We start from the raw sequence: 22016 nt of genomic DNA on the forward strand, positions 1-22016 counted from the left end.
GCTCATAGGTGATTACTTCGCCGCGGCGCGCGCGTCCTGGCCGTCGCCTTGCGGCGCGGCGACGATGTCGCGTGTCGTCGCGCCCTTGTCGACGACGTTGGTGTCGGGATCGCCGACCGACGACCGGATGCCGGCATCGGCGGTGTCAGCGCCCGCCTGCTGCAGCACGCCGTTCTCGCCCTGACTGCGCTGCGTGTTGCCGCCGAACAGCGCGTCGAGCGTCTGCGCGGTATTGGCATTGTCCTGCGGCCGCGCGGCACCCGGCTGCGGCGGGACGAGCGAATAGTCGGGCGGGATCACCAGCGGCGCCTGGCGCGCCACCGCGAATTCGTCGGGACGCGCGCGGTCGTAGCCGCGCTTGCCGCAACCGGACAACAGGGCGACGCAGGCGAGGCCAGCGGCAACGGCAACGAACTTACGCATGGGGATTCTCCGAAACTGCGTCGCGCTTGTCGCGCATCAGGAGCGCGCGGACAAGCAGCACCAGCACGCCAAGGGTGATTGCCGCATCCGCGACGTTGAAGACGAGGAACGGCCGCCATTCGCCGAAATGCAGGTCGGCGAAATCGACGACGTAACCCAGCCGCACGCGATCGACGATATTGCCGAGCGCGCCGCCCAGGATCGCGCCGAGGGCGATCTGGTCGGCGCGGTGCGTCTCGCGCGTCATCCACACGCCGACCGCGATCGCGATCGCACCGGTCATCGCGACCAATGCCCAGCGCATCGCGTCGGTATCGGCGTGCAGCAGGCCGAGCGACACGCCGTGATTGGCGACGAAGCGCAGGTTGAAGAAGGGCGTTACCTCGCGTGCATCGGCGAGCGCATCGAGCTTCAGCCCCTGCGTGACACCGATCTTGGTCAGCTGGTCGAGCACGAACAGCATCCCCGCCGCGGCGAGGCCAATCAGCGGCGGCTTACGCATGCGCCACCACCTGTTCGCAGCGGCCGCACAGCGCGCCGTCCGCATCGACATCGGGCAGGTGCCGCCAGCAGCGCCCGCATTTGTGATAGGCGGTGCGCGATACCGCGACGCCGTCACCGTCGGAAACGCGTGCGACGATGAACGTCTCCGCCAGCGCCTCGGCTGGCAGCGGCAGGGCGGGGACCGTCACTTCCGCCTCCAGGCTGGAGCGTACCGTCTTTTCCCGGCGCAGCGGTTCGATCGCCTCGGTCACCGTCTGGCGCAGCGTGCGCACGTCCGCCCAATCGGTCGACAGCGGATCGTCGCCCGCGACCGCCGGCAGCTCCGGCCATTCGAGGAAATGCACCGACTGATCCTCGCTCGGGAAGCGCGCCTGCCACACCTCCTCCGCGGTGAAGCACAGCACCGGCGCGGCATAGCGGACGAGCGCGTGGAACAGCAGGTCCAGCACGGTTCGATACGCCCGCCGCTTCGGATCGTCCGCCGCGTCGCAATACAGCGAATCCTTGCGGATATCGAAGAAGAACGCCGAGAGATCCTCGTTGGCGAAATCGGTCAGGCGGCGCAGATAGCGGTTGAGCTCATAGCCTTCCGCTGCCTCGCGCAGGTCGGCGTCGAGCTGGCCGAGCAGCGTCAAAATGTAGCGTTCCAGCTCCGGCATCCGCGCGACCGGCACCTTCTCCGCCTCGGTAAAGCCGTCGAGCGCGCCGAGCAGGTAGCGGAAGGTGTTCCTGAGCTTGCGATAGGCGTCCGACGCGGTCGCCAGCACTTCCTTGCCGATGCGCACGTCGTCGAAATAGTCGGTCGAGGCGACCCACATGCGCAGGATGTCGGCGCCGCTCTCGCCGATCACCTTGAGCGGATCGACGACGTTGCCGAGGCTCTTCGACATCTTGCGCCCCTTGTCGTCGAGCGCGAAGCCGTGCGTCAGCACCGCGTCATAGGGCGCGCGCCCGCGCGTGCCGCAGCTTTCGAGCAGCGACGACTGGAACCAGCCGCGGTGCTGGTCGCTGCCTTCGAGGTAGAGGTTGGCGCGGACGTCGGCGCCATAGCGCGCCTCGACGGTAAAGACGTGCGTCGATCCCGAATCAAACCACACGTCGAGGATGTCCTCGACCACCTCGTAATCGGCGAGGTCGTAATCGGGGCCGAGCAGCGCCTGGTGGTCGGCGGTGAACCAGGCGTCCGCGCCACCCGCCTCGAACGCCGCGACGATGCGCGCATTGACCGCGGCATCGACCAGATATTCGCCGGACTGGCGATGGACGTACAGCGCGATCGGCACGCCCCAGGCGCGCTGCCGACTGATCACCCAGTCGGGCCGTCCCTCGACCATCGAGCGGATACGGTTGCGGCTGCGCTCCGGCACCCAGCGGGTGTGTTCGATCGCGTCGAGCGCGGTCTCGCGCAGCGTCGCGCCGTTGCTCGGCGTGTCCGGCCCGTCGCCCAGGATGGCGCGGTCCATCGGGATGAACCATTGCGGCGTCGCGCGGAAGATCACTTTCGCCTTTGACCGCCAGCTGTGCGGATAGCTGTGCGCGAAATCGTCGGACGCCGACAGCAGCGCCCCCGCGTCGCGCAGGTCGGTGCAGATCGGACCGTCGGCGGCGGTGAATTTCTTGTTGATGACGCTGCCCTGGCCGCCCAGCCACGCCCAGTCGGGCCGGTACATGCCCGCGCCGTCGACCGCGAAGACCGGATCGATGCCGTGCGCCTTGCACAGCAGGAAATCGTCCTCGCCATGATCGGGCGCCATGTGGACGAGGCCCGTGCCCGCGTCGCGCGTCACGAACTCGCCCGCCAGGAACGGCCGCGGTTTCGCGAAGAAGCCGCCCAGGCCATGCATCGGATGCTTCGCGGTTGCGCCTTCCAGCACCGCGCCCTTCACCAGCGCGACGAATTCCTCCATCTTAATGCCGGTGCGCTTCATGAACGCGGGCATCAAATTTTCTTCGACCAGATACCGCCGGCCGCCGCAGGCGAACAGGATGTAGTCGAGTGCCGGATTGTAGGCTAGCGCCTGGTTGACGGGGATCGTCCACGGCGTCGTCGTCCAGATCACCGCGGTCGTGCCGACCAGGATGTCGGCCTCGGGCGCATGGTCGATCTCGAAGCCGACGTCGATCTGGGTCGAGACGATGTCCTCATATTCGACCTCCGCCTCGGCGAGCGCGGTCTTTTCCACCGGCGACCACATGACGGGCTTGGCGCCGCGATACAGCTGGCCGCTTGTCGCGAACTTGAGCAATTCGCCAACGATCGCGGCTTCCGCGGCATAGTTCATCGTTAGATACGGGTCGGCCCAGTCGCCCATCACGCCCAGCCGCTGGAACTGGTCGCGCTGCACGCCCACCCATTTGTCGGCATAGGCCCGGCATTCGGCGCGGAAATCGGCGACGGGGACGTCGTCCTTGTTCTGCTTCTTGGCGCGATACGCTTCCTCGACCTTCCATTCGATCGGCAGGCCGTGGCAATCCCAGCCAGGGACGTAGGGCGCGTCCTTGCCCATCAGCGACTGGGTGCGGACGATGATGTCCTTGAGCACCTTGTTCATCGCATGGCCCATGTGGATGTCGCCATTGGCATAGGGCGGGCCGTCGTGCAGGATGAACAGCTCGCGGCCACGGCGGATTTCGCGCAGGCGATCGTACAGGCCGATCCGCTGCCACCGTGCGAGGATCGCGGGCTCCTTTGCGGCGAGCCCGGCCTTCATCGGAAAGTCGGTTTTCGGAAGGAAAACAGTATCGCGCCAATCGGTCGCGGCAGTGGGGGCGGCGTCTGGCGCAGGCGTAGCGTCGGTCATAGGTCGGGCGGTCTTAGACCAACTCTACGAACCATTCACTATGCATAATGCGCCATACGCCGCCCCCCGGTCGGGGCCGCGCGTCACGCCGGACGTGCCTCAGACCCCGGTCTCACGCGCGATCGGCGCGGCATCGTCCTGCCGGGCACGCACCGGGCGCAGGACCGGCGGCGTCCGGCCCACCTGCGACAGGCGGGTGAGCAGAAGCGGAATGTCTTCGGTGATATACGTATCGGTCGGCACCGCCACGCCCCGGCGCAGCGCCTCGCCGATGGCGGAAAGGCGGATGCGGTCTTCTTCTCGCGACGTCACGCCCGACCCTATCCTACGCATACGATAGAACCCGGTGATCGCCGTCCGGGGGGGGAGGGCAGGCGATCACCGGGTTCGTGTTGCAGAACGGCGCGCCCGCCATCCTGTTCCGCCCGGTCTTCAACCGTTCGTCGCAAAAACGGGCCGGCGCTCAGACTGCCGCCGCCATCCGCCGCGTGTAGCGATAGAGCGCCGCGACCAGCGCGAGGAACGCGATCGTCCCGCCGACCAGCGCGATCGTCGCGAAACCGTCGCCGACGAGCGCCAGCGGCGCGTCGGAGTTGGTCAGGTAGACGATCACCGCGAAGGCGACGCCCCACAGGCTTTCGCCCACGATCATGCCCGTCGCGGTCAGCACACCCATGCGCTTGGCGCCCTCGACGTCCTCGCGCCCATCGGCCCAGCGGTCGTAGAAGAAGCCGATGATCGCGCCGATCACCACCGGCAGCGTCACCGCCATCGGCAGATAGACGCCGAGCCCGATGCCGAGCGGGGGAAGGCGCAGTTTGCCCATCCGGCCGAGCATCTCGTCGAGCGCGATCACGCCGGCGCCGACCAGCGCGCCGATGCCGATCATGCCCCAGTTGAGGTCGCCGCCCAGCACGCCCTTCGCCAGGGCGGAGATGAGCGCGGCCTGCGGCGCGGCGAGCGAGTTCGGCCCCGCGCCCGGCGCGCCCTGGAAGCCCAGCGTCGTCGCGAGCAGTTCGAGCACCGGCGGCACGACCAGGCTGCCGAAGATCACGCCGAAGACCAGCGCCACCTGCTGCTTCCACGGCGTCGCGCCAACGAGCTGGCCGGTCTTCAGATCCTGAAGATTGTCGTTGGAGATGGTCGCGACGCCAAACACGATGCCGGTGACGATGAGCGCATAGGCGACGAGCGCCTGCGTCGTCTCGGGCGGCGTGCCGCGGCCGAACAGGCCGACGAGCATCAGGCTGGCGGCAAGGACGGAGAGGATGCCGATCCCCGAAACGGGGCTGTTCGACGCGCCGATCAGGCCCGCCATGTAGCCGCACACCGCCGCGATCACCAGACCGAGGACGAGGATGAAGATGAGCGCGCCCGCGATCAGCGCCACGGCCGATCCCGCCAGCGGGCCGCCCGCGATCACCGACCACAACAGCCCCGCGATCGGCACCAGCACCGCAAGGCTGACGATGCCGACGAGGCCGATCGGCAGGTCGCGCTCGCCGAGTTCGAGCACGGCGCCGCCGCGCTTCGCCTGGCTCGCGGCGATCGACGAGCGGATGCCGGCGAGCACGGGGCCGATAATCTTGAGCAGGGTCCAGATCGCCGCGACGCCGATGACGCCCGCACCGAGGAAGCGCACGTCGCTGCGGAACACGCCGCCTGCCCATGCCTCCACCGTCACGCCGACCGCGGCGGGCGACAGCGCGGTAAGATAGGGCAATGCCACCCACCAGCCGATGACGACGCCGACCAGCATCGCCATGCCGACCGAAATGCCGACAAGGTGGCCTGCGCCGATCAGCGCGAACGACAGCCCGCCCGAAATCCCGGTCGCGCCCGCGCCGACGCGGAAGAAGTGCGCGGCCTCCGCGACGACCAGCTTGGTTTGCGTCAGGATCGCAAAGCCGGCCGACGCGATCGCGTTGACGACGATCAGCTTCAGCCCGCGCGCGCTTTCCGCCTCGCCCGCGCGGCTGCCCGCGCCGACCATCAGCACCTCGGCGGCGGCGCGCCCTTCGGGATAGGGCAGGTCGGTGTCGACGACGAGCGCGCGGCGCAGCGGCACCGAGAACATGACGCCCAGGATCCCGCCCGTCGCGGTGATCCCCGCGGTGAGCAGGTAGGGGAAGCCGCTCCACCAGCCGATCATGACGAGGCCAGGCAGCACGAAGATGATCGCCGCCAGCGTGCCCGCCGCCGATGCGACGGTCTGGACGATGTTGTTCTCGAGGATCGTCGCGCCGGGCAGATAGCGCAGGACGGCCATCGAGATGACGGCCGCGGGGATCGATGTCGCGAAGGTCAGGCCGACCTTCAGCCCCAGATAGACATTGGCGGCGGTGAACAGCAACGTGATGAGCCCGCCGAGCAGGATGCCGCGGACGGTGAGTTCGGCGATCGGCCGTGCCGGCGCGGTTCGGGTATCGGTCATGCGGCAAAGCGTGGCACGAATGCCGCTGCGCCGACAAGGGCAAGCGTGGGTTTGTAATGGCGCGGCCACACGCGCCGGCGCGCGTCAACGCGAGCGAGGAACAAGCCGAGGTCTGCCAAAACCGTCTCCCGTCATCCCCGCGCAGGCGGGGATCCAGAAACGCTGCCGTCGCGCGTGGACATTAACGGACGTTGCGCGTCTGGATCCCCGCCTGCGCGGGGATGACGGGATTAGGAAGCGAGCGGCACCACCCCGTCTCGTTCTTGCGGAGAGAGGGCGGGGCGGACGCCCGCCACCTCCAAATCACCCACGAAACAACCTTGCGCCCGCTCGACAGCTGCTGTCACTTTCCGCTAGGCGGCCGGCATGGCTACCAATCAACCCTTACGCGTCGCGCTCGCCGGGCTCGGCACCGTCGGCGGCGGCGTGATCCGTTTGCTCGACGCCAACCGCGACCTGATCGAACGGCGCGCCGGCCGAGCGATCGAGATCGTCGCGGTGTCCGCACGCGATCGTGCGAAGGACCGCGGCGTCGACCTGTCGCGCTTCGCCTGGGTCGATGATACGACCGCGCTCGCCGCATTCGACGGCGCGGACGTGGTGGTCGAGCTGATCGGCGGCGCCGACGGCCCGGCGCTGACGCTGGCGCGGCGCACGCTGGCGGCGGGGCGCGGCTTCGTCACCGCCAACAAGGCGATGCTCGCGCATCACGGGCTGGAACTGGCGCAGGCGGCGGAGGCGGCGGGCGTGCCGCTGAAGTTCGAGGCGGCGGTCGCGGGCGGCATTCCGGTCATCAAGGGGCTGCGCGAGGGCGCGGCGGCGAACGCGATCGGCCGCGTCTACGGCATCCTCAACGGCACGTGCAATTTCATCCTGTCGAAGATGGAGGCTGAGGGCCGCGACTTCGCCGAGGTGCTCGCCGAGGCGCAGGCGCTGGGCTATGCCGAGGCCGACCCCAGCTTCGACATCGACGGCGTCGATGCCGCGCACAAATTGTCGATCCTCGCCAGCATCGCCTTTGGTACGCGCCCCGCCTTCGCGGACGTCGCGACGAGCGGCGTGCGCCACGTCATCGCCGCCGACATCGCGGAGGCTGCGGCGCTGGGCTACAAGGTGCGCCTCGTCGGTGTCGCCGAATCCGGGGCGAACGGGCTGTTCCAGCGCGTCCATCCGCATCTCGTACCGATCGACCATCCGCTCGCACACGTCACGGGATCGCTCAACGCGGTGGTGGCGGAGGGCAATTTCGTCGGTCGCCTGTTCTTCCAGGGCGCGGGCGCCGGCGACGGGCCGACCGCGAGCGCGGTGGTCGCCGACCTGATCGACATCGCGCGCGGCGAATTCGGCCCGCCCTACGCCATGCCCGCCGCCGCGCTGATCGCGCAGGACAGCGCCGACAGCGGCGAGCGGCGCGGCCGCGCCTATCTGCGCTTCACGGTGGAGGATCGCATCGGCGTGCTCGCAGAAATCGCGGCGGCGATGCGCGATGCCAGCGTCTCGATCGAAAGCCTGATCCAGCGCGGCACCACCGCCGACGGCAAGGCGCTGGTCGCGATCGTCACGCACGAAGGGCCCGAACGCTGCGTCGCGCAGGCGCTGGAAAAGCTGCGCGGCTCGTCCAGCCTCGCAGGGACGCCGCTGTGGATGCATATCCTGGGGTGATTGCGCTGGCGCGCCACGTCGTCGCCTCGCCGGTCGGCGCGCTGACGCTGGTCGCGGACGACGACGGCCTCGTCGCGGTCCTGTGGCCCGAGGCGGGGGAGGCGGCGCGCGTGCCGCTGCCCGCGCTGCACGACGATGCCGGTCATCCGGTGCTGCGCGCCGCGGCGGATCAACTGGCGGCCTATTTCGCGGGCGAACGCCGCGCCTTCGACCTGCGGCTCGCGCCGCGCGGCACCGCATTCCAGCGGTGCGTGTGGACGGCGCTCGCCGCCATCCCTTTCGGCGAGACGCGCAGCTACGCCGACATCGCCGCCGCGATCGGCAGCCCCGTCGCGGTGCGTGCGGTCGGCGCGGCGAACGGGCGCAACCCGATCTCGATCGTCGTGCCCTGCCACCGCGTCATCGGCAGCGGCGGCGCGCTGACCGGCTTTGCCGGCGGCCTGGCGGCGAAGCGGCGCCTGCTCGCCTTCGAAAGCGGGCAGGGTGGCTTCGGCTTCTGAGGCCGGCGGCGGGGGCGGCGCATCGCTCCGCGTCACGCCCCCCGCCGCCGGCGCAGCGCGGCAAGGTCGATGCCCAGCCGCTGCACCTTGTAGTAAAAGGTTTTGCGCGGGATGCCGAGGCGTGTGATCGCCGCGCCCACCTCGCCATCGGTCGCGGCCAGCGCCTCGACGATCGCGCCGCGTTCGAAGGCGTCGAGCCGTTCGGGCAGGGGCGCGTCAGCCGCCGGCGCCGCCCCGCCACCGGCCAGCGGATCGATCCCCAGCACCAGCCGGTCGGCGAAATGCGCGAGCTCGCGCACGTTGCCCGGCCAGTCGTGGCCGACCAGATGCGCGCGCGCCGCATCGGTCAGCGCCGGCAACGAAGCGCGCAGCCGCGCCGCCGATTGCGCGGCGAGATGCGCGAACAGCAAAGGCACGTCTTCGCGCCGCTCGCGCAGCGGCGGCAGGCGCAGGCGCACCGCGGCAAGGCGATAGAGCAGGGCAGGGTCGATCGCGTCGTCCGCGCGCTGTCCCGCCTCGCGCGCGGTGGCGATGACGCGCAGGTCGATTGCCACCGGATCGCGCCCGCGCCCCGGCACGCTGCGCGTCTCGACCAGTTGCGCCAGCCTGTCCTGCAGCCGCCGGGTCGCACGATCGATGTCGTCGAGGAACAACGTGCCGCCGTCCGCCGCGGTGACGCTGCCCTCGCCGACGCTGGCGAACATCTCGCCCTCCACCAGCGCATCGGGCAAGGCGGCGCAGGCGACCGCGACGAAGCGCCGGCGCCGGCGCTTGCCCGCACGATGGATCAGCCGCGCGAGCATCTCCTTGCCCGTCCCCGTCTCGCCTTCGATCAGCAGGTCGATATCGGCCTCCGCCAGCGCGGGGATCATCGCGCGCAGCCGCCGGATCGCGGGGGATTCGCCGATCAGCCCGTCGCCCGCCCCCGCCTCCGCGGCGGCGCGCAGGCGGCGGTTCTCCAGCGCCAGCGCGCGCGTCTGGCCGGCGCGCAGCACGCTGGTGATCAGCGCCTCGGGGTCGAACGGCTTGGTCAGGAAATCCCAGGCGCCGCGCTTCAGCGCGTCGACCGCCATCGGCACGTCGCCGTGTCCGGTCATCAGGATGACGGGCAGGGCCGGATCGCGCGCGGCGAGCGTCGCGAACAGCTCGGTACCCGACACGCGCGGCATGCGCACGTCGGTGACGACGACGCCCGGATAGTCGGCATCGATCGCGGCGAGCGCGGCGGTCGCGGCCGGGAACGGATCGACCGCCAGCCCGGCGAGCCGCAGCGCCTGCGCCAGCGAGGCGCGCAGGTCGTCGTCATCCTCGACCAGGGCGACCCGGCTGGCGATGTCGGTCATGCCGCGCGCCGCAGCGTGAGGCGGAACGCCGCGCCACCGCCGTCCGCGGCCAGCAGGTGCAACGCGCCGCCAAGGTCGGCCATGATGTCCTGCGCGATAACGAGGCCGAGGCCGAGGCCATTGGGGCGGCTCGTCGCGAAGGGGGTGAAGATGCGATCGGCGATTTCCGGCGCGATACCCGGCCCGTTGTCGCGCACGGTCAGGTGGACGAGGTCGCCGTCCGTCGCCAGGTCCAGCGCGATGCGCGCGTCGGCGCGGTCGTGTAGCGCCTCGATCGCATTCTGCAACAGATTGACCAGCACCTGCTCTAGCCGCACGCGCCCGGCGACGACGCGCAGGTCCGCCGGGATCGGCGGCACGACGAAGGCGATGCGCTGCAACCGCTCCTTCAGAATCAGCCGAGCACCGTCGATCACCTCGACCAGCGGCACGGGCTGGATCGCGCCGCTGCCCTTGCGCGCGAAACCGCGCAGTTCCGCCGTCACCGCACCGATCCGCTCGGTCAGCCGCGCGATCGCGCGCAGATTGGTGCGCACCTCCTCCGTCTCGCCGCGGTCGAGCAGCCGCTCGCCGGTCGCCGCATAAGTGCGGATCGCGGCGACGGGTTGCGCGGTTTCGTGCGCGACGCTGGCGGTGATCTGGCCCAGCGCGGCGAGCCGGTTCGCCTGGCGCAGGCTTTCGCGTAGATCCGCGGCGCGCGCCTCGACCGCGGCGCGCTCCTCGATCTCGCGGCGCAGGGCGGCGGTCCGCTCGCTCACCGCGGTTTCCAGCGCGACGGTGCGTTCGGCGCGGCGCCGGGCGCGTGCGCGCCATGCCCAACCGATGCCGATCAGCGCGAGCGTGACCAGGGCGGCGCTGCCCTGCGCGGCGCGGACGATCGGGCGCACCGCCGGCGCGGCGGCCATCGCCAGGTGGACGCGCCAGCCGCTGGCATCGGGTCGCGTCTTCGCCAATGCGACGGGACCGGCGATTCCTGCCACGCGGACGCGCCCCAGCGTCGGGTCGATGCTGACGGGCGACGGGCGCAGCGCGGCGACGCCGCCGTCCGCGAGCACCGCCGCCGCCCGCGCGGCGGGCAGCGGGCGTGTCGCGGCGAACCGCCATTCGGGGTGGCTGGTGACGCGCACGATGCCGTCGCGATCGGTCACGAACGTGTCCCCGCCCGCGGCGCGCCACGCCTGCTCGATCCGGTCGAATTCCAGCTTGACGACGATCACGCCCCCGCCGGGCGTCCGGCGCGACAGGTACAGGCCGGGGCGGCGGCTGACCGTGCCGAGCGCGAACTGCCGCCCCGCGCCCGTACGCCGCGCATCGGCATAATAGCGACGGAACCGGTAATCCTGCCCGACGAAGCTTTGCGCGGTGCCCGCATTGTTGGCGGCGATCGCGCGGCCCGATGGCGCGATCAGATAGATGGCCGCCGCACCCGCCTCCCGCGCCAGCGCGGCGAGCTTGCCGTCGAGCCGGACCGCCGCGCCCGCTTGCCCGGCGAGCGCCGCGCGCACGTCGACATCGTCGGCAAGCGCGACGGGCAGCAGCTCGAACCGCTCCAGCTCGCTGGCAAGCAGCGCCTGGCGCAGCCGCGCGTCCGCAGCCAGCCCGTTTTCGAGGTTCGCGCGCGCGCGCTGCCCCGCGATCTCGCCCGCCACATATCCCACCATCATCGCGAACAGCAGCGCGGCGAGGGCAGCGGCAAAGCGGCGGATCGCGAAGGACATGGCCGCGACGATACGCAGGGCCGCGATCATGGGCAAGTTTTGGCACATCGGCGGCCCAGCCTGTGCAAAAAGTGGCGTGGCACTTGGGGTGGATGTGGGTCAGGATACTGATAATAAACGATAATGATATTTGGCCCCTCGGCCTTTTCCCGCCGAAGCACCGATGGCACGCTGCTCGTCTGGATACGCAGGATCGCGACAGTCGATCGGCGTGAGGAGAGGAAGAGGCCATGGTCCCCGATTTGTCCATCAATCCGTCGCTGCCGCCAAAGCCGCGGCCCTGGTATGCGCATCTGTATGCGCAGGTGCTGGTCGCGATCATCGCCGGCGTCCTGCTCGGCCATTTCGCGCCGACGTACGGCGAAGCGCTGAAGCCCGTCGGCGACGCCTTCATCAAGCTCGTCAAGATGGTCATCGCCCCGGTCATCTTCCTCACCATCGTCACCGGCATCGCCGGTATGCGCGACCTGGGATCGGTCGGTCGCGTCGCGGGCAAGGCGTTCGTCTACTTCCTGTTCTTCTCGACGCTCGCGCTCATCATCGGCCTGATCGTCGCCAACGTCGTGCGGCCGGGTGCGGGGCTCAACATCGATCCGGCCACGCTCGACACCAGCAAGGTCGCGGAATTCGCCGAAAAGGCGCATGAGACGACGATCACCGGCTTCCTGATGGCGATCATCCCCGACACGTTCCTGTCGTCGCTGACGCAGGGCAACATCCTGCAGGTGCTGCTCGTCTCGATCCTGTTCGGCATCAGCCTGGCGCTGATCGGCGACCGCGGCGACAAGCTGTTCCACATCCTTGAAGACGTGTCGCTCGCCTTCTTCAAGGTGGTCAGCATCGTCATGAAGGCCGCGCCGATCGGTGCGTTCGGCGCGATGGCGTTCACGATCGGCAAATATGGCGTCGGCACGCTTGCCAATCTCGCCGCGCTCGTCGGCACCTTTTACCTCACCTCGCTACTGTTCGTGATCGTCGTGCTCGGCATCGTATCCTGGGCATGCGGCTTCTCGATCTTCCGCCTTATCAGCTATCTGAAGGCGGAGCTGCTGCTCGTGCTCGGCACCTCGTCGTCGGAAAGCGCGCTTCCGGCGCTGATCGAGAAGATGGAACGCGCCGGCTGCCCGAAGTCGATCGTGGGCCTGGTCGTGCCGACCGGCTATTCGTTCAACCTCGACGGCACGAACATTTACATGACGCTCGCCGCGCTGTTCATCGCACAGGCGTGCAACGTCGACCTGACGCTGGGACAGCAGCTGATGTTGCTCGGCGTAGCGATGTTCTCTTCGAAGGGGGCGGCGGGTGTCACCGGCGCCGGGTTCATCACGCTCGCGGCGACGCTGTCGATCGTACCCGACGTGCCGGTCGCGGGCATGGCGCTGATCCTGGGCGTCGACCGGTTCATGAGTGAGTGCCGCAGCCTGACCAATTTCGTCGGCAATGCGGTGGCGACGGTGGTCGTCTCGCGCTGGGAAGGCGTGCTGGACGACGGCCGGCTGAACGCCGCGCTGCATGGCCAGCCGCTGCCGCGTGTCGACCAGCTCGGCGCCGATGCGATCCCCGCAGAGTGATGTAACCTTTTCGCTCCAAGGAACGATCCATGTCCATCCGCATGCGTTACGCGGCCAGTGCCGCCACCCTGTCGCTCGTCCTGGTCACCGGTGCCCGGGCGCAGACCGTCAATCCCAAGGAAGCCGCCAATCCGACCAAGGCGGCGCCGCTGTCCGAAGCCTATCCCGTGGAAGGGGTGGGCGACGGGGTCACCGCCGGCGGCTACAACCAGTCGCGCTGGGTCGAGGATTGGACGAAGTACAAGAACCCCGCCAAGCGCGACGATCCGCTCGACCGGTTGAAGTTCATCCCGATCACGTCGGACGGCGACGTATATCTCACGCTGTCGGGGGAATTGCGTTTGCGCGTCAACGAAACGACCAACCCCAATCTGCGCGAGTCCGAGGCGCAGCGGCAGGACATCGTCCGCCTCGTCGGCGGCGGCGACCTGCATATCGGCAAGCATATCCGCCTGTACGGGGAACTCGCGCACGGTTCGCTGGAGGGGCAGAACCTCGGCACCGTGCTCGGCACCTTGCGCAACAGGCTGGTCGTGCAGCAATCCTTCGCCGATCTGACGGGCGAGATCGGCGGCGCCGACGTCGGCGTGCGCTACGGGCGCCAAACGTTCGCGGACGGCCCCAATTTGATGGTCGTGCCGCGCGACAACAACACCATCTTCCTCGTCTACAACGGCACCCGCGCCTGGGCACGGGGCAAGACGCTGCGTGCGGACGTGTTCGACTTCCGGCTGACGCAGCTCGGCGTCAACGGCACGGGCGACGATATCTCCGACCGGACGCGGCGCTTCAGCGGCCTGTCCGCGAGCGTCGTCCTGCCCAAGGGTTTGCTCGGCGGATCGAAGCTGTTTCTCGATCCGTTCGTTTGGCGGCTGCGCAACACAAAGGCGTTGTGGGGCACGACCACGACGCTGGAGACGCGCACCTTCTACGGTCTCCACCTGTGGGGCGACGCCGGCCGCACGAACCTGGACTGGACGCTCAATTACCAGGGCGGCACGTTCGACAACCGGCCGATCGCCGCATGGCTGTTCCTCGCGGCGCAGACCTATCGCATCGGCAAGGACAAGAACGCGCCGCGCGTCGGTTTCCACGTCGACTACGCCAGCGGCGGCGGCGCCTATGGCAAGGGCACGCTGCGCACGGCGCTCGCGCCGTTCGGCAACAACATCTATTACAGCTACCAGTTGTTCGCGACGCCGACCAACCTCGTCGCGCTCGCGCCGATGGTTTCGGTCTCGCCGCTGCGCAACCTGCGCGTCGCCGCCGAGTATCAGCTGAGCTGGCGCGATTCGCTGACCGATGCGGTCTATCGCGCCAACGGCGCCGCCTTTGCGGGCACGCAGACCCTGCGCGCGCGCAAGATCGCCGACACGATCCGCATGCAGGCGGTCTACACCGTGTCGCCGCGCGTCAGCCTGACCGGGCGGTACGAACATCTGATCGCGGGGCCTGCGCTGACCGGTGCGGGGTACCGGAACAGCGCCTTCCTCGCAGGCTGGATCAGCTTCCGCTTCTGACGCGACCCGCTGCCGCCATCGCTTCGGCACGCGGGTGCCGGGCGATGGCGGCAGCGGGTCGTCAGTCCGCCTCCCGCTCCAGTTTGCGCGACGCGGCGGCGTCAACGGGCGGTGCCGACGCGTCGCGCCCGATCGCGCCCGCGATCGCCGCCTGCAACGTTTCGAGGCCATAAGGCTTGGCAAGCAGCACCGCATCGCGCGTCGCGGGCACGCCCGCCACGTCGCCGGTCGCGAATACGATGCCCACATCGCTGCGCAACGCGCGCGCCTTCTGCGCGAACTCGGGACCCGAAATGCCGGGCAGGTTTACGTCGGTCACCAGCACGTCGATCGGCACCGTCTGCAACGCGGTCATCGCATCCTCCGCGCTTGCCGCATCGACGACGACATAGCCGCCCTGTTGCAGCAGCTCGGCGGTGGTGCCGCGGATCACCGCATCGTCTTCGACCAGCAGCACCGTCACCTGGCCCTGGCCGGCGGGCTGCGGGCGCAGCGGGGCAGGGGCGCTCGCCATCGCGCGCGCCTCCAGGCTCTGCGTCCGCTGGCGCTGGTTGGCGAGGACGTGGCGAAACTTCCGCGCCAGCGCCTCGCGCGTGTAGGGCTTGGAGAGCAGCTCGACGCCCGCATCCAGCCGCCCGCCATGGACGATCGAATTTTCGGTATAGCCGCTGGTGAACAGCACCGCGAGATCGGGCAGCCGCTCCTTCGCCTTGCGCGCCAGTTCAGGGCTCTTCAACGTGCCCGGCATCACCACGTCGGTGAACAGCATGTCGATCGGGATGCCGCTTTCGATGACGTTTAGCGCGCTTTGCGCATCCACCGCCTTCAGCACGCGATAGCCCAGGTCGCCCAGCATCTCGACCACCGTCGCGCGCACCTCGTCGTCGTCCTCGACGACCAGCACGGTCTCGGTGCCGCCGATCGCGGGGCCGGTGTCGGTGACGACCTCGACGTCCTCCGACTGGACGGAGCGGGGCAGGTACAGCTTGATCGTCGTGCCCTCGCCGACCTCCGAATAGATTTTCACATGGCCGCCGGACTGTTTGACGAACCCATAGACCATCGACAGGCCAAGGCCCGATCCCTTGCCCTCGCTCTTGGTCGAGAAGAACGGCTCGAACACCTTGTCGATGATGTCGGGGCTCATGCCGCTGCCCGTATCGCTGACCGCGAGCATGACATACTGACCCGGCTCCACCTCGTCGTGCAGCCGCGCATAATCGTCGTCGAGATGCGCATTGGCGAGTTCGATGGTCAGCTTGCCCTGACCGTTCATCGCGTCGCGCGCGTTGATCGCGAGGTTGAGCAGCGCATTTTCGATCTGCACGGGATCGATGAAGCAGTTCCACAGTCCGCCGCCGAACACCGTCTCCACCTCGATCCCCTCGCCGATCGCGCGGCGGAGCAGGTCGTCCATGCCCTGGACGAAGCGCGTGACGTTGACGACCTTGGGCTCGAGCGCCTGCCGCCGGCCGAAAGCCAGCAGCTGCGCGGCGAGCTTCGATCCGCGCGACACGCCAGCCATTGCGTTGCTGACGCGGCGTTCGGCGCGCTCGTTGCCGGCGATATCCTTGGCGAGCAGCTGGAGGTTGCCCGACACGACCTGCAGCAGGTTGTTGAAATCGTGCGCGACGCCGCCGGTCAGCTTGCCGATCGTCTCCATCTTCTGCGCCTGCGCCAGTGCGGCTTCCGCGGCGCGGCGCTCGCCGATCTCGGCAATGACGCGCGCCTCGAGATTCTCGTTGAGCTGGCGCAATTGCTCTTCGGCGCGCTCGCGGTGGCGCACCTGCCGCGCCAGCGCGTCGGCATGATCGCGCAGCGCGGTTTCGGCCGCGCGCTGTTCCGTGATGTCGGTATGGACCCCCACCCATTCGACGATCGTACCCTCGGCATCCTTGATCGGCAGGCCGCGGATCAGGCAGTTGCGCCACGCCCCGTCATGCCGGCGCACCCGATGTTCGAACACGAAGATCGATCGCGCCGCCACGGCCGCTTCCCAGGCGACGACGGTCGGCTGCGCATCGTCGGGGTGCACCGCGTTGCTCCAGCCGTAACCGGTATATTCCTCAGGCGTCTGGCCGGTCAGCGCCTGCCAGCCCGGCTGCGGGCCCTCCATCCGGCCATCGGCGGTATTGGTCCACAGCACGCCGTGCACCGCCTCCATCGCCGCGCGGAACCGCTCGTTGCTGACGCGTATCGCCGCCTCGCGGCGCGAGCGTTCCTCGACGTCGGTGGCAAGGACATGGAAGCCCGCGATCGTCCCGTCCGCGGCGACGCGCGGCAGATAGCGGATCTCTGCACGGCGCAGCGTCCCGTCGCGGTGGGGCAGCGTGCCTTCCGACACGATCGCCTCCCCCGCGAGCGCCCGTTCGATCAGCGGCAGTCGTTCGGCATAGGTGTCCTCGCCGATTACCGCGCGCAGATGCCGGCCGATGATCCCTTCCGGCGGCGTGCCGAACCACTCCTCGTAGAAACGATTGGCGAAACGGTAGATGCCGTCGCGATCGACATAAGACACCAGCACCGGCAGCGCGTCGGTGATCGTGCGCAATTCCGTCGCGCTCGCCGTGGCTGCCGATTCCGCCGCGACACGGGCGGTGTTGTCGATCACCGTGCACATCACGCCGCCGACCGTGCCGTCGCGCTGGAAGATCGGCGTGTAGAACAGGTCGAACTGCAGCGTCTCGGGCGACTGTCCGTCGCGATTGAGCGTCAGCGGCTGGTCGTGATAGGCGACGATCTCGCCGGCCATGCCGCGATCCAGGATCGCGCGGTTCCAATCCCAGATCTCGGGCCACACCTCTGCCACCCGTCCGCCCATCGCCTGGGGGTGATGGGCGCCGGCGATCGCGATATAGCCGTCGTTGTACAGCATCACATGCTCGGCCCCCCACATCAGGACCTTGGGCACGGGCGAATTGACGATGTTGGACACGGTGGTGCGGAGCGCTTCCGACCAATCGTCGACCGGGCCGAGCGGCGTCGCGCTCCAGTCGCGCTCGCGGATCAGCCGTCCGCATTCGCCGCCGCCGATCGGGAATCCGCCGCGCGGGACGGGCGGGCGTCCCGCCTCGCCGCGTTCGCGGAGCAGCTTCAGCGCGGTGCGCACCACCTCGCTGGCGTTGCCATAGTCGCCGGAAGCAAGTTCGGCGTCGATGAATCCATCGAGTTCGGCGGTGAGCGAGATGTTGCGCGACGGACGAGTGGCCATTGTGACGCGATGCCGCTGTGACATTCCTGTGTCAACAGATGGCAGGCATGCGTCGTCGTTCCGGTATGGACGCACGGTGGTTCGGGGGTAGAAGGCGGGCATGACGACGGATGTGATCATCTACATCGCCGGTACGGTCGGGCGGCTGCGGCTCAACCGACCCCGTGCCCTGCACGCGCTCAACGCCGGCATGTGCGAATCGTTGCTCGCCGCGCTCGAGAAATGGCGTAGCGACCCGGCAGTCGTCGCGGTGATCCTCGACCATGCGCCGGCGCCCGATGGCGATCCGAAGCTGTCGCGCGGCTTCTGCGCGGGTGGCGACATCCGTCTGATCGCCGACAGCGGGGCGGGCGATGGCGAGGCGGCGCGCGCCTTCTTCCACCTCGAATACCGGCTCAACCACGCGCTCTTCACCTATGCGAAGCCGACGATCGCCTTCATGGATGGCGTGACGATGGGGGGCGGGGTCGGCATCGCCATGCCGTGCCGCTACCGCGTCGCGACGGAAAACACGCGTTTCGCCATGCCCGAATCGGGGATCGGCCTGTTCCCCGACGTCGGCGGCGGCTGGTATCTCTCGCGCCTGCCCGGGCGGGTCGGGGCATTCCTCGCGGTGACCGGTCATCGCCTGAACGGCGCGGATTGCGCTGCGCTCGGCCTCGCGACCCATTACATCCCCGCCGATCGCCTCGACGACGCCAAATCCGCGATCATCGCCGACCCGCAGACCATCGCCGCAACGTTGGGCGGGTTGTCTGGCATGCCGGATGCGGCCGGCACGATCGTCGCGCATCGCGCCGATATCGACCGATTGTTTGCGTCGGGCCGGCTGGAGGACATCGTCGCCGCGCTGGAGGCGGACGGCGGCGACTTCGCGCGCGCGCAACTCGCGGTCATCCGCACCAAATCGCCGCTCGCGATGAAGGTCGGTCTGCGCATCGTTCACGAGGGGGCGTCGACCGAGATATTCGCCGACGAGATGGCGCGCGAATATGCCGTCGCCGGCCGCATGGTGCAGCGCCACGATTTTCTCGAAGGCGTCCGCGCGGTGATCGTCGACAAGGACCATGCCCCGCGCTGGGACCCCGCGACGCCCAAAGGCGTGACCGACCATGTGCTCGACCAGATTTTCGCGCCTTTGCCCTCGGCGGAGGCGTGGACCCCGCACGACTAAGGAGGACCGCATGGCTACCTACGAAACGATCCTCATCGAGCAGCGCGGCGCCGCGACGCTCGTCACGCTCAACCGTCCGCAGGCGCTGAACGCGCTCAACGCGCAGGTGCTCGCCGACCTTCTCGCCGCGCTCGCCGCCTTCGACGCGGACGAGACGCAGGGCTGTGCCGTGCTGACCGGCAGCGCCAAGGCGTTCGCGGCGGGCGCGGACATCAAGGAAATGCAGACGATGTCCTTTGCGGACATGTACGCGACCGACCATTTCGCCGGTTATGAGACGCTGACCCGCACGCGCAAGCCGGTGATCGCGGCGGTCGCGGGCTATGCGCTGGGCGGCGGCTGCGAACTGGCGATGATGTGCGACTTCATCCTCGCTGCCGATACGGCGAAGTTCGGGCAGCCGGAAATCAAGCTCGGCGTCACGCCCGGCATGGGCGGCTCGCAGCGGCTGACGCGCGCGGTCGGCAAGGCGAAGGCGATGGAGATGTGCCTCACCGGCCGGATGATGGACGCCGCCGAGGCGGAACGCGCCGGCCTCGTCAGCCGCATCATCCCCGCCGACGGCCTCGTCGAGGAAGCGGTGAAGACGGCGCAGGCGATCGCCGCAATGGCCCCGCTCGCGGTCAAAGCGAACAAGGAAATGGTCGACGCGGCGTTCGAAACCAGCCTCGCGCAAGGCGTCCAGTTCGAACGCCGCCTGTTCCACGGCCTGTTCGGCACGCAGGATCAGAAGGAGGGCATGACCGCCTTCGTCGAAAAGCGCCCGGGCCACTGGACGGGACGATAGGCGCCCCGCGCGGCCGTCCGATCGCGGCCCTCGCCGCCGCCGTCAGTCCGCGGCGAGGGGATTGCGCACGCCCGCACGATCGCGCTCGATCGCGGCGAGGACAAGCGGCATGCGGACGAGCGCGGCGGCGTCGACGGCCAGATTGGCGTGGCGCAGATCGAAGGCGGTGCGTACGCCCGGCGTGGGTTGCAGTTCGGCCGCGTTGATGCCGGCGACCAGCGGCACGCCGTCGCGCCCGGCAACGACCATCGGCGCGCCGGACGCTCCCTCTCGCGTCGCGCAATCGTGGAACAGCCAGCCGCGGCGCGGCGCGCGGGCCCGGATGCCGCATCCGCGTTGCAGGCTGAGCCGTCGCAGGCTGCGGTCGTGCGAATAGCTGGGCAGGTCGATCGTCGCGGCCAGCGTGTCGACGGTGCCGGCCGCGGCCAGGTCGTACCAGCCCAGCTGTCGCCCGGGGCAGCCGTCCAGCCGCACCAGCGCGACGTCCGGCGCCGATCCGTCGAGGCTGCCGGCATAGCGGACCCGGCCGGGACTGGTGATCGCCCGCCCGTCCCTGTCCGCCAGCGCGAAGCGGACCGTCACCACATAGGCGCTCATCGGGTCGGGGGTCAGCGTGCGGTTGCCGAACAGGACATGATAATTGGTGAGCGCGTAGCAAGGCGAGACGAGAAACGCCGTTCCCGCACCGGGCGCGACGCCGCCGAACCCGCGTTTGTCCTTCAGCACGAAGTCCGACGCGATCGCGCCGACGGGCGCCAGGCGGCGTTGGTCCGGATCGCCCGGATCGACGAACCGGCGCGGGTCGATGCCGTCGGCGTGGAAGATATTGGCCGCCGCCGCGTCGCCGCAGAGTGCAAGGAAAAGAGCGGCGGCGCTGGCGTCGCGCCACCGCATCGTCCGTGACACGCGCTGCGATCGTTCAGCGGCGGGCGTCCGGCTTGTCGTAGGGCGTGAAGCTGTCGAAGGTGCAATAGCCCGAGGGCACTGACGAGGTCGACTGGACGGTGCGGAACCGATCGCCCTGGCAAAGCTGCGCACCGCGCTGTTCGACGACGATCGTCCGCCCCGGCTGCAGCGCGTTGCACGCGCCCTTCGGATGCACGACCCAGCTGCGCCTTTCGGTGCGCGAATAGACGATGGTACGGGCATCGACGATCTGCGCGCGCGCGTCGGCATCCATGCTGCCGATGCACGTCGCCGGCGCGCCCGCGACGCGCCCGGCAAGCGGATCGTCCTTCGCGGCGGACAGCAGGACGAAGGACACGGCCAGCAGACCGGCAAGCTTGATCATCACGCGCCTTTCTTCGTCACGACAGGCAGAAAGTATGATGAGGCGAGTGGGGGAAGGTCAAGCGATCTTTGTTCTGTAATATTCGGTCAGCCAGTTAAGCAAAAGCTGGCCACCAAGAAAGATCAATTATGGAGGAAAGTCTTTGCCGCCGCGATCGCCGCCACCTGCACCGCGTCCGGCGTACCGGCGGCGTCGATCACCGCATGGCGCTCCGGCGCCGCGGCGGCCTGCGCACGGAAGGAGGCGGCGATCCGCTGGTGGAACGCGAGGTCGAGCGCCTCGAACCGCCCCTCGTCGACCGCATCCGCCGCCAGCCGTCGCTTCGACCGGGCAAGGCCGATCGCCGGATCGACGTCGAGCACGATGGTGAGGTCGGGCCACAGATCGTCAACGAGGCGCGCGTGAAGGTCGCGGATCAGGCCTTCATCCATGCCGCGGCCGGCACCCTGATAGGCGATGGTCGACCCCACGTAACGATCCGACACGACGATCTCGCCCGCCGCCACCGCCGGGCGGACGACGCGCGCGACATGCTGGACGCGCGCCGCGGTCATCAGCAGCAGTTCGGCGTGCGGCGTCCATCCCTCGCCCGCGCCGGACAGCAACAGTCCGCGCAGCGCCTCGCCCTCCGGCGTGCCGCCCGGCTCCCGCGTCGCGCGCACCGGCACCCCTTCGGCGGCGAGCGCATCGACCAGCGCCCGCACGACGCCGCTCTTGCCCGATCCGTCGACACCCTCGACAGCGATGAACCGCCCCTGGTTCACCCGCGCATCCGCTGGTGGTGGCGGATCACCTCGTCGATGATGAAGCGCAGGAATTTCTCGCTGAATTCCGGGTCGAGCTCCGCCTCCTCCGCCAGGCGCCGCAACCGGGCGATCTGGCGCTCCTCGCGGCCGGGATCGGCGGCGGGCAGACCACTCGTCGCCTTGTACCGGCCGACCGCCTGCGTCACCTTGAAGCGTTCGGCGAGCAGATGGACGAGCGCGGCATCGATATTGTCGATGCTCTTGCGATAGCCCTGGAGTGTTTCGTCGCTCATATGCCGCCCTTCGTCCGCCGTCCGTCGGTCGGCTTGCT

18 protein-coding genes are annotated in these 22016 nt (G+C 69.2%); 6 read left to right on the top strand and 12 right to left on the bottom strand.

Annotated elements, in window-relative coordinates; all coding sequences use genetic code 11:
• Nucleotides 1-12: 12 nt before the first annotated feature.
• From DM480_RS09780 to DM480_RS09800, 5 genes are all read right to left on the bottom strand, one after another.
• Nucleotides 13-423 carry a DUF3035 domain-containing protein gene (locus tag DM480_RS09780; protein WP_115378652.1) on the bottom strand — a complete coding sequence of 137 codons (411 nt, stop codon included), beginning with the start codon at nucleotides 421-423 and terminating at the stop codon, nucleotides 13-15.
• Complete coding sequence (lspA, locus tag DM480_RS09785) at nucleotides 416-925, bottom strand: signal peptidase II (RefSeq protein ID WP_115381115.1); 510 nt, start codon at nucleotides 923-925, stop codon at nucleotides 416-418. The genes DM480_RS09780 and lspA overlap by 8 nt, the downstream gene beginning before the upstream one ends.
• Complete coding sequence (gene ileS / locus DM480_RS09790) at nucleotides 918-3728, bottom strand: isoleucine--tRNA ligase (protein WP_115378653.1); 2811 nt, start codon at nucleotides 3726-3728, stop codon at nucleotides 918-920. The genes lspA and ileS overlap by 8 nt, the downstream gene beginning before the upstream one ends.
• Before the next feature lie 99 nt (nucleotides 3729-3827).
• Nucleotides 3828-4040 carry a hypothetical protein gene (locus DM480_RS09795; RefSeq protein WP_115378654.1) on the bottom strand — a complete coding sequence of 71 codons (213 nt, stop codon included), beginning with the start codon at nucleotides 4038-4040 and terminating at the stop codon, nucleotides 3828-3830.
• A 151-nt stretch (nucleotides 4041-4191) separates the two neighbouring features.
• Nucleotides 4192-6162 carry an OPT family oligopeptide transporter gene (locus DM480_RS09800; protein WP_115378655.1) on the bottom strand — a complete coding sequence of 657 codons (1971 nt, stop codon included), beginning with the start codon at nucleotides 6160-6162 and terminating at the stop codon, nucleotides 4192-4194.
• Nucleotides 6163-6528: 366 nt separating this feature from the next.
• Here DM480_RS09800 and DM480_RS09805 point away from each other — a divergent pair, with 366 nt between their 5' ends.
• Nucleotides 6529-7824 (top strand): homoserine dehydrogenase, encoded by a 1296-nt coding sequence (locus tag DM480_RS09805; protein WP_115378656.1) that lies wholly within the window; start codon nucleotides 6529-6531, stop codon nucleotides 7822-7824.
• Complete coding sequence (locus DM480_RS09810) at nucleotides 7824-8324, top strand: methylated-DNA--[protein]-cysteine S-methyltransferase (RefSeq protein ID WP_115381116.1); 501 nt, start codon at nucleotides 7824-7826, stop codon at nucleotides 8322-8324. Before DM480_RS09805 ends, DM480_RS09810 begins: the two co-directional genes overlap by 1 nt.
• Before the next feature lie 32 nt (nucleotides 8325-8356).
• Here DM480_RS09810 and DM480_RS09815 read toward each other — a convergent pair whose 3' ends face one another.
• Both DM480_RS09815 and DM480_RS09820 read right to left on the bottom strand, forming a co-directional pair.
• Nucleotides 8357-9667 (bottom strand): sigma-54-dependent transcriptional regulator, encoded by a 1311-nt coding sequence (locus DM480_RS09815; RefSeq protein WP_115378657.1) that lies wholly within the window; start codon nucleotides 9665-9667, stop codon nucleotides 8357-8359.
• A complete protein-coding gene (locus DM480_RS09820) occupies nucleotides 9664-11415 on the bottom strand; it encodes a sensor histidine kinase (RefSeq protein WP_232833946.1) in 1752 nt (583 codons plus the stop codon). The genes DM480_RS09815 and DM480_RS09820 overlap by 4 nt, the downstream gene beginning before the upstream one ends.
• A 200-nt stretch (nucleotides 11416-11615) precedes the next feature.
• On the opposite strand from DM480_RS09820, the gene DM480_RS09825 reads away from it, so the two are divergent.
• Both DM480_RS09825 and DM480_RS09830 read left to right on the top strand, forming a co-directional pair.
• The gene (locus DM480_RS09825; protein ID WP_115378658.1) at nucleotides 11616-12956 is read left to right on the top strand and encodes a dicarboxylate/amino acid:cation symporter; all 1341 of its coding nucleotides are present in this window, start codon (nucleotides 11616-11618) and stop codon (nucleotides 12954-12956) included.
• A gap of 29 nt (nucleotides 12957-12985) precedes the next feature.
• Entirely contained in the window at nucleotides 12986-14476 is a 1491-nt protein-coding gene (locus DM480_RS09830; protein WP_232833947.1) for an alginate export family protein, read from the top strand.
• A gap of 61 nt (nucleotides 14477-14537) precedes the next feature.
• On the opposite strand, the gene DM480_RS09835 is transcribed toward DM480_RS09830, so the two are convergent.
• Entirely contained in the window at nucleotides 14538-17687 is a 3150-nt protein-coding gene (locus DM480_RS09835; protein ID WP_115378659.1) for a hybrid sensor histidine kinase/response regulator, read from the bottom strand.
• Between the two features lie 100 nt (nucleotides 17688-17787).
• Between DM480_RS09835 and DM480_RS09840 the strand changes: the two genes are divergently transcribed.
• Nucleotides 17788-18861, top strand: a complete 1074-nt coding sequence (locus DM480_RS09840) for an enoyl-CoA hydratase/isomerase family protein (RefSeq protein WP_115378660.1) — start codon at nucleotides 17788-17790, stop codon at nucleotides 18859-18861.
• Nucleotides 18862-18871: 10 nt separating this feature from the next.
• Complete coding sequence (locus DM480_RS09845) at nucleotides 18872-19648, top strand: enoyl-CoA hydratase (RefSeq protein ID WP_115378661.1); 777 nt, start codon at nucleotides 18872-18874, stop codon at nucleotides 19646-19648.
• A 42-nt stretch (nucleotides 19649-19690) separates the two neighbouring features.
• Here DM480_RS09845 and DM480_RS09850 read toward each other — a convergent pair whose 3' ends face one another.
• The 4 genes from DM480_RS09850 to DM480_RS09865 all read right to left on the bottom strand — a co-directional run bounded on the left by DM480_RS09850 (nucleotide 19691) and on the right by DM480_RS09865 (nucleotide 21978).
• Nucleotides 19691-20542: a trypsin-like serine peptidase gene (locus DM480_RS09850; RefSeq protein WP_157968783.1), complete on the bottom strand. Its 852-nt coding sequence runs from the start codon at nucleotides 20540-20542 to the stop codon at nucleotides 19691-19693.
• Nucleotides 20543-20567: 25 nt separating this feature from the next.
• A complete protein-coding gene (locus DM480_RS18085) occupies nucleotides 20568-20939 on the bottom strand; it encodes a hypothetical protein (RefSeq protein WP_157968784.1) in 372 nt (123 codons plus the stop codon).
• A gap of 122 nt (nucleotides 20940-21061) precedes the next feature.
• Nucleotides 21062-21703 carry a dTMP kinase gene (gene tmk / locus DM480_RS09860; protein ID WP_115378664.1) on the bottom strand — a complete coding sequence of 214 codons (642 nt, stop codon included), beginning with the start codon at nucleotides 21701-21703 and terminating at the stop codon, nucleotides 21062-21064.
• The gene (locus tag DM480_RS09865) at nucleotides 21700-21978 is read right to left on the bottom strand and encodes a chorismate mutase (RefSeq protein WP_115381122.1); all 279 of its coding nucleotides are present in this window, start codon (nucleotides 21976-21978) and stop codon (nucleotides 21700-21702) included. Before DM480_RS09865 ends, tmk begins: the two co-directional genes overlap by 4 nt.
• Between the last annotated feature and the right edge of the window lie 38 nt (nucleotides 21979-22016).

It is taken from the genome of Sphingomonas sp. FARSPH (assembly GCF_003355005.1).
In the GTDB taxonomy this organism is placed as follows: domain Bacteria; phylum Pseudomonadota; class Alphaproteobacteria; order Sphingomonadales; family Sphingomonadaceae; genus Sphingomonas.

Excerpts from the sequence above, each read along its gene's own strand:
- DM480_RS09780 (WP_115378652.1), bottom strand. The coding sequence starts at position 423 with ATGCGTAAGTTCGTTGCCGTTGCCGCTGGCCTCGCCTGCGTCGCCCTG.
- lspA (WP_115381115.1), bottom strand. The coding sequence starts at position 925 with ATGCGTAAGCCGCCGCTGATTGGCCTCGCCGCGGCGGGGATGCTGTTC.
- ileS (WP_115378653.1), bottom strand. The coding sequence starts at position 3,728 with ATGACCGACGCTACGCCTGCGCCAGACGCCGCCCCCACTGCCGCGACC.
- DM480_RS09800 (WP_115378655.1), bottom strand. The coding sequence starts at position 6,162 with ATGACCGATACCCGAACCGCGCCGGCACGGCCGATCGCCGAACTCACC.
- DM480_RS09805 (WP_115378656.1), top strand. The coding sequence starts at position 6,529 with ATGGCTACCAATCAACCCTTACGCGTCGCGCTCGCCGGGCTCGGCACC.
- DM480_RS09815 (WP_115378657.1), bottom strand. The coding sequence starts at position 9,667 with ATGACCGACATCGCCAGCCGGGTCGCCCTGGTCGAGGATGACGACGAC.
- DM480_RS09820 (WP_232833946.1), bottom strand. The coding sequence starts at position 11,415 with ATGATCGCGGCCCTGCGTATCGTCGCGGCCATGTCCTTCGCGATCCGC.
- DM480_RS09825 (WP_115378658.1), top strand. The coding sequence starts at position 11,616 with ATGGTCCCCGATTTGTCCATCAATCCGTCGCTGCCGCCAAAGCCGCGG.
- DM480_RS09830 (WP_232833947.1), top strand. The coding sequence starts at position 12,986 with ATGTCCATCCGCATGCGTTACGCGGCCAGTGCCGCCACCCTGTCGCTC.
- DM480_RS09835 (WP_115378659.1), bottom strand. The coding sequence starts at position 17,687 with ATGGCCACTCGTCCGTCGCGCAACATCTCGCTCACCGCCGAACTCGAT.
- DM480_RS09840 (WP_115378660.1), top strand. The coding sequence starts at position 17,788 with ATGACGACGGATGTGATCATCTACATCGCCGGTACGGTCGGGCGGCTG.
- DM480_RS09845 (WP_115378661.1), top strand. The coding sequence starts at position 18,872 with ATGGCTACCTACGAAACGATCCTCATCGAGCAGCGCGGCGCCGCGACG.
- DM480_RS09850 (WP_157968783.1), bottom strand. The coding sequence starts at position 20,542 with ATGCGGTGGCGCGACGCCAGCGCCGCCGCTCTTTTCCTTGCACTCTGC.
- DM480_RS18085 (WP_157968784.1), bottom strand. The coding sequence starts at position 20,939 with ATGATCAAGCTTGCCGGTCTGCTGGCCGTGTCCTTCGTCCTGCTGTCC.
- DM480_RS09865 (WP_115381122.1), bottom strand. The coding sequence starts at position 21,978 with ATGAGCGACGAAACACTCCAGGGCTATCGCAAGAGCATCGACAATATC.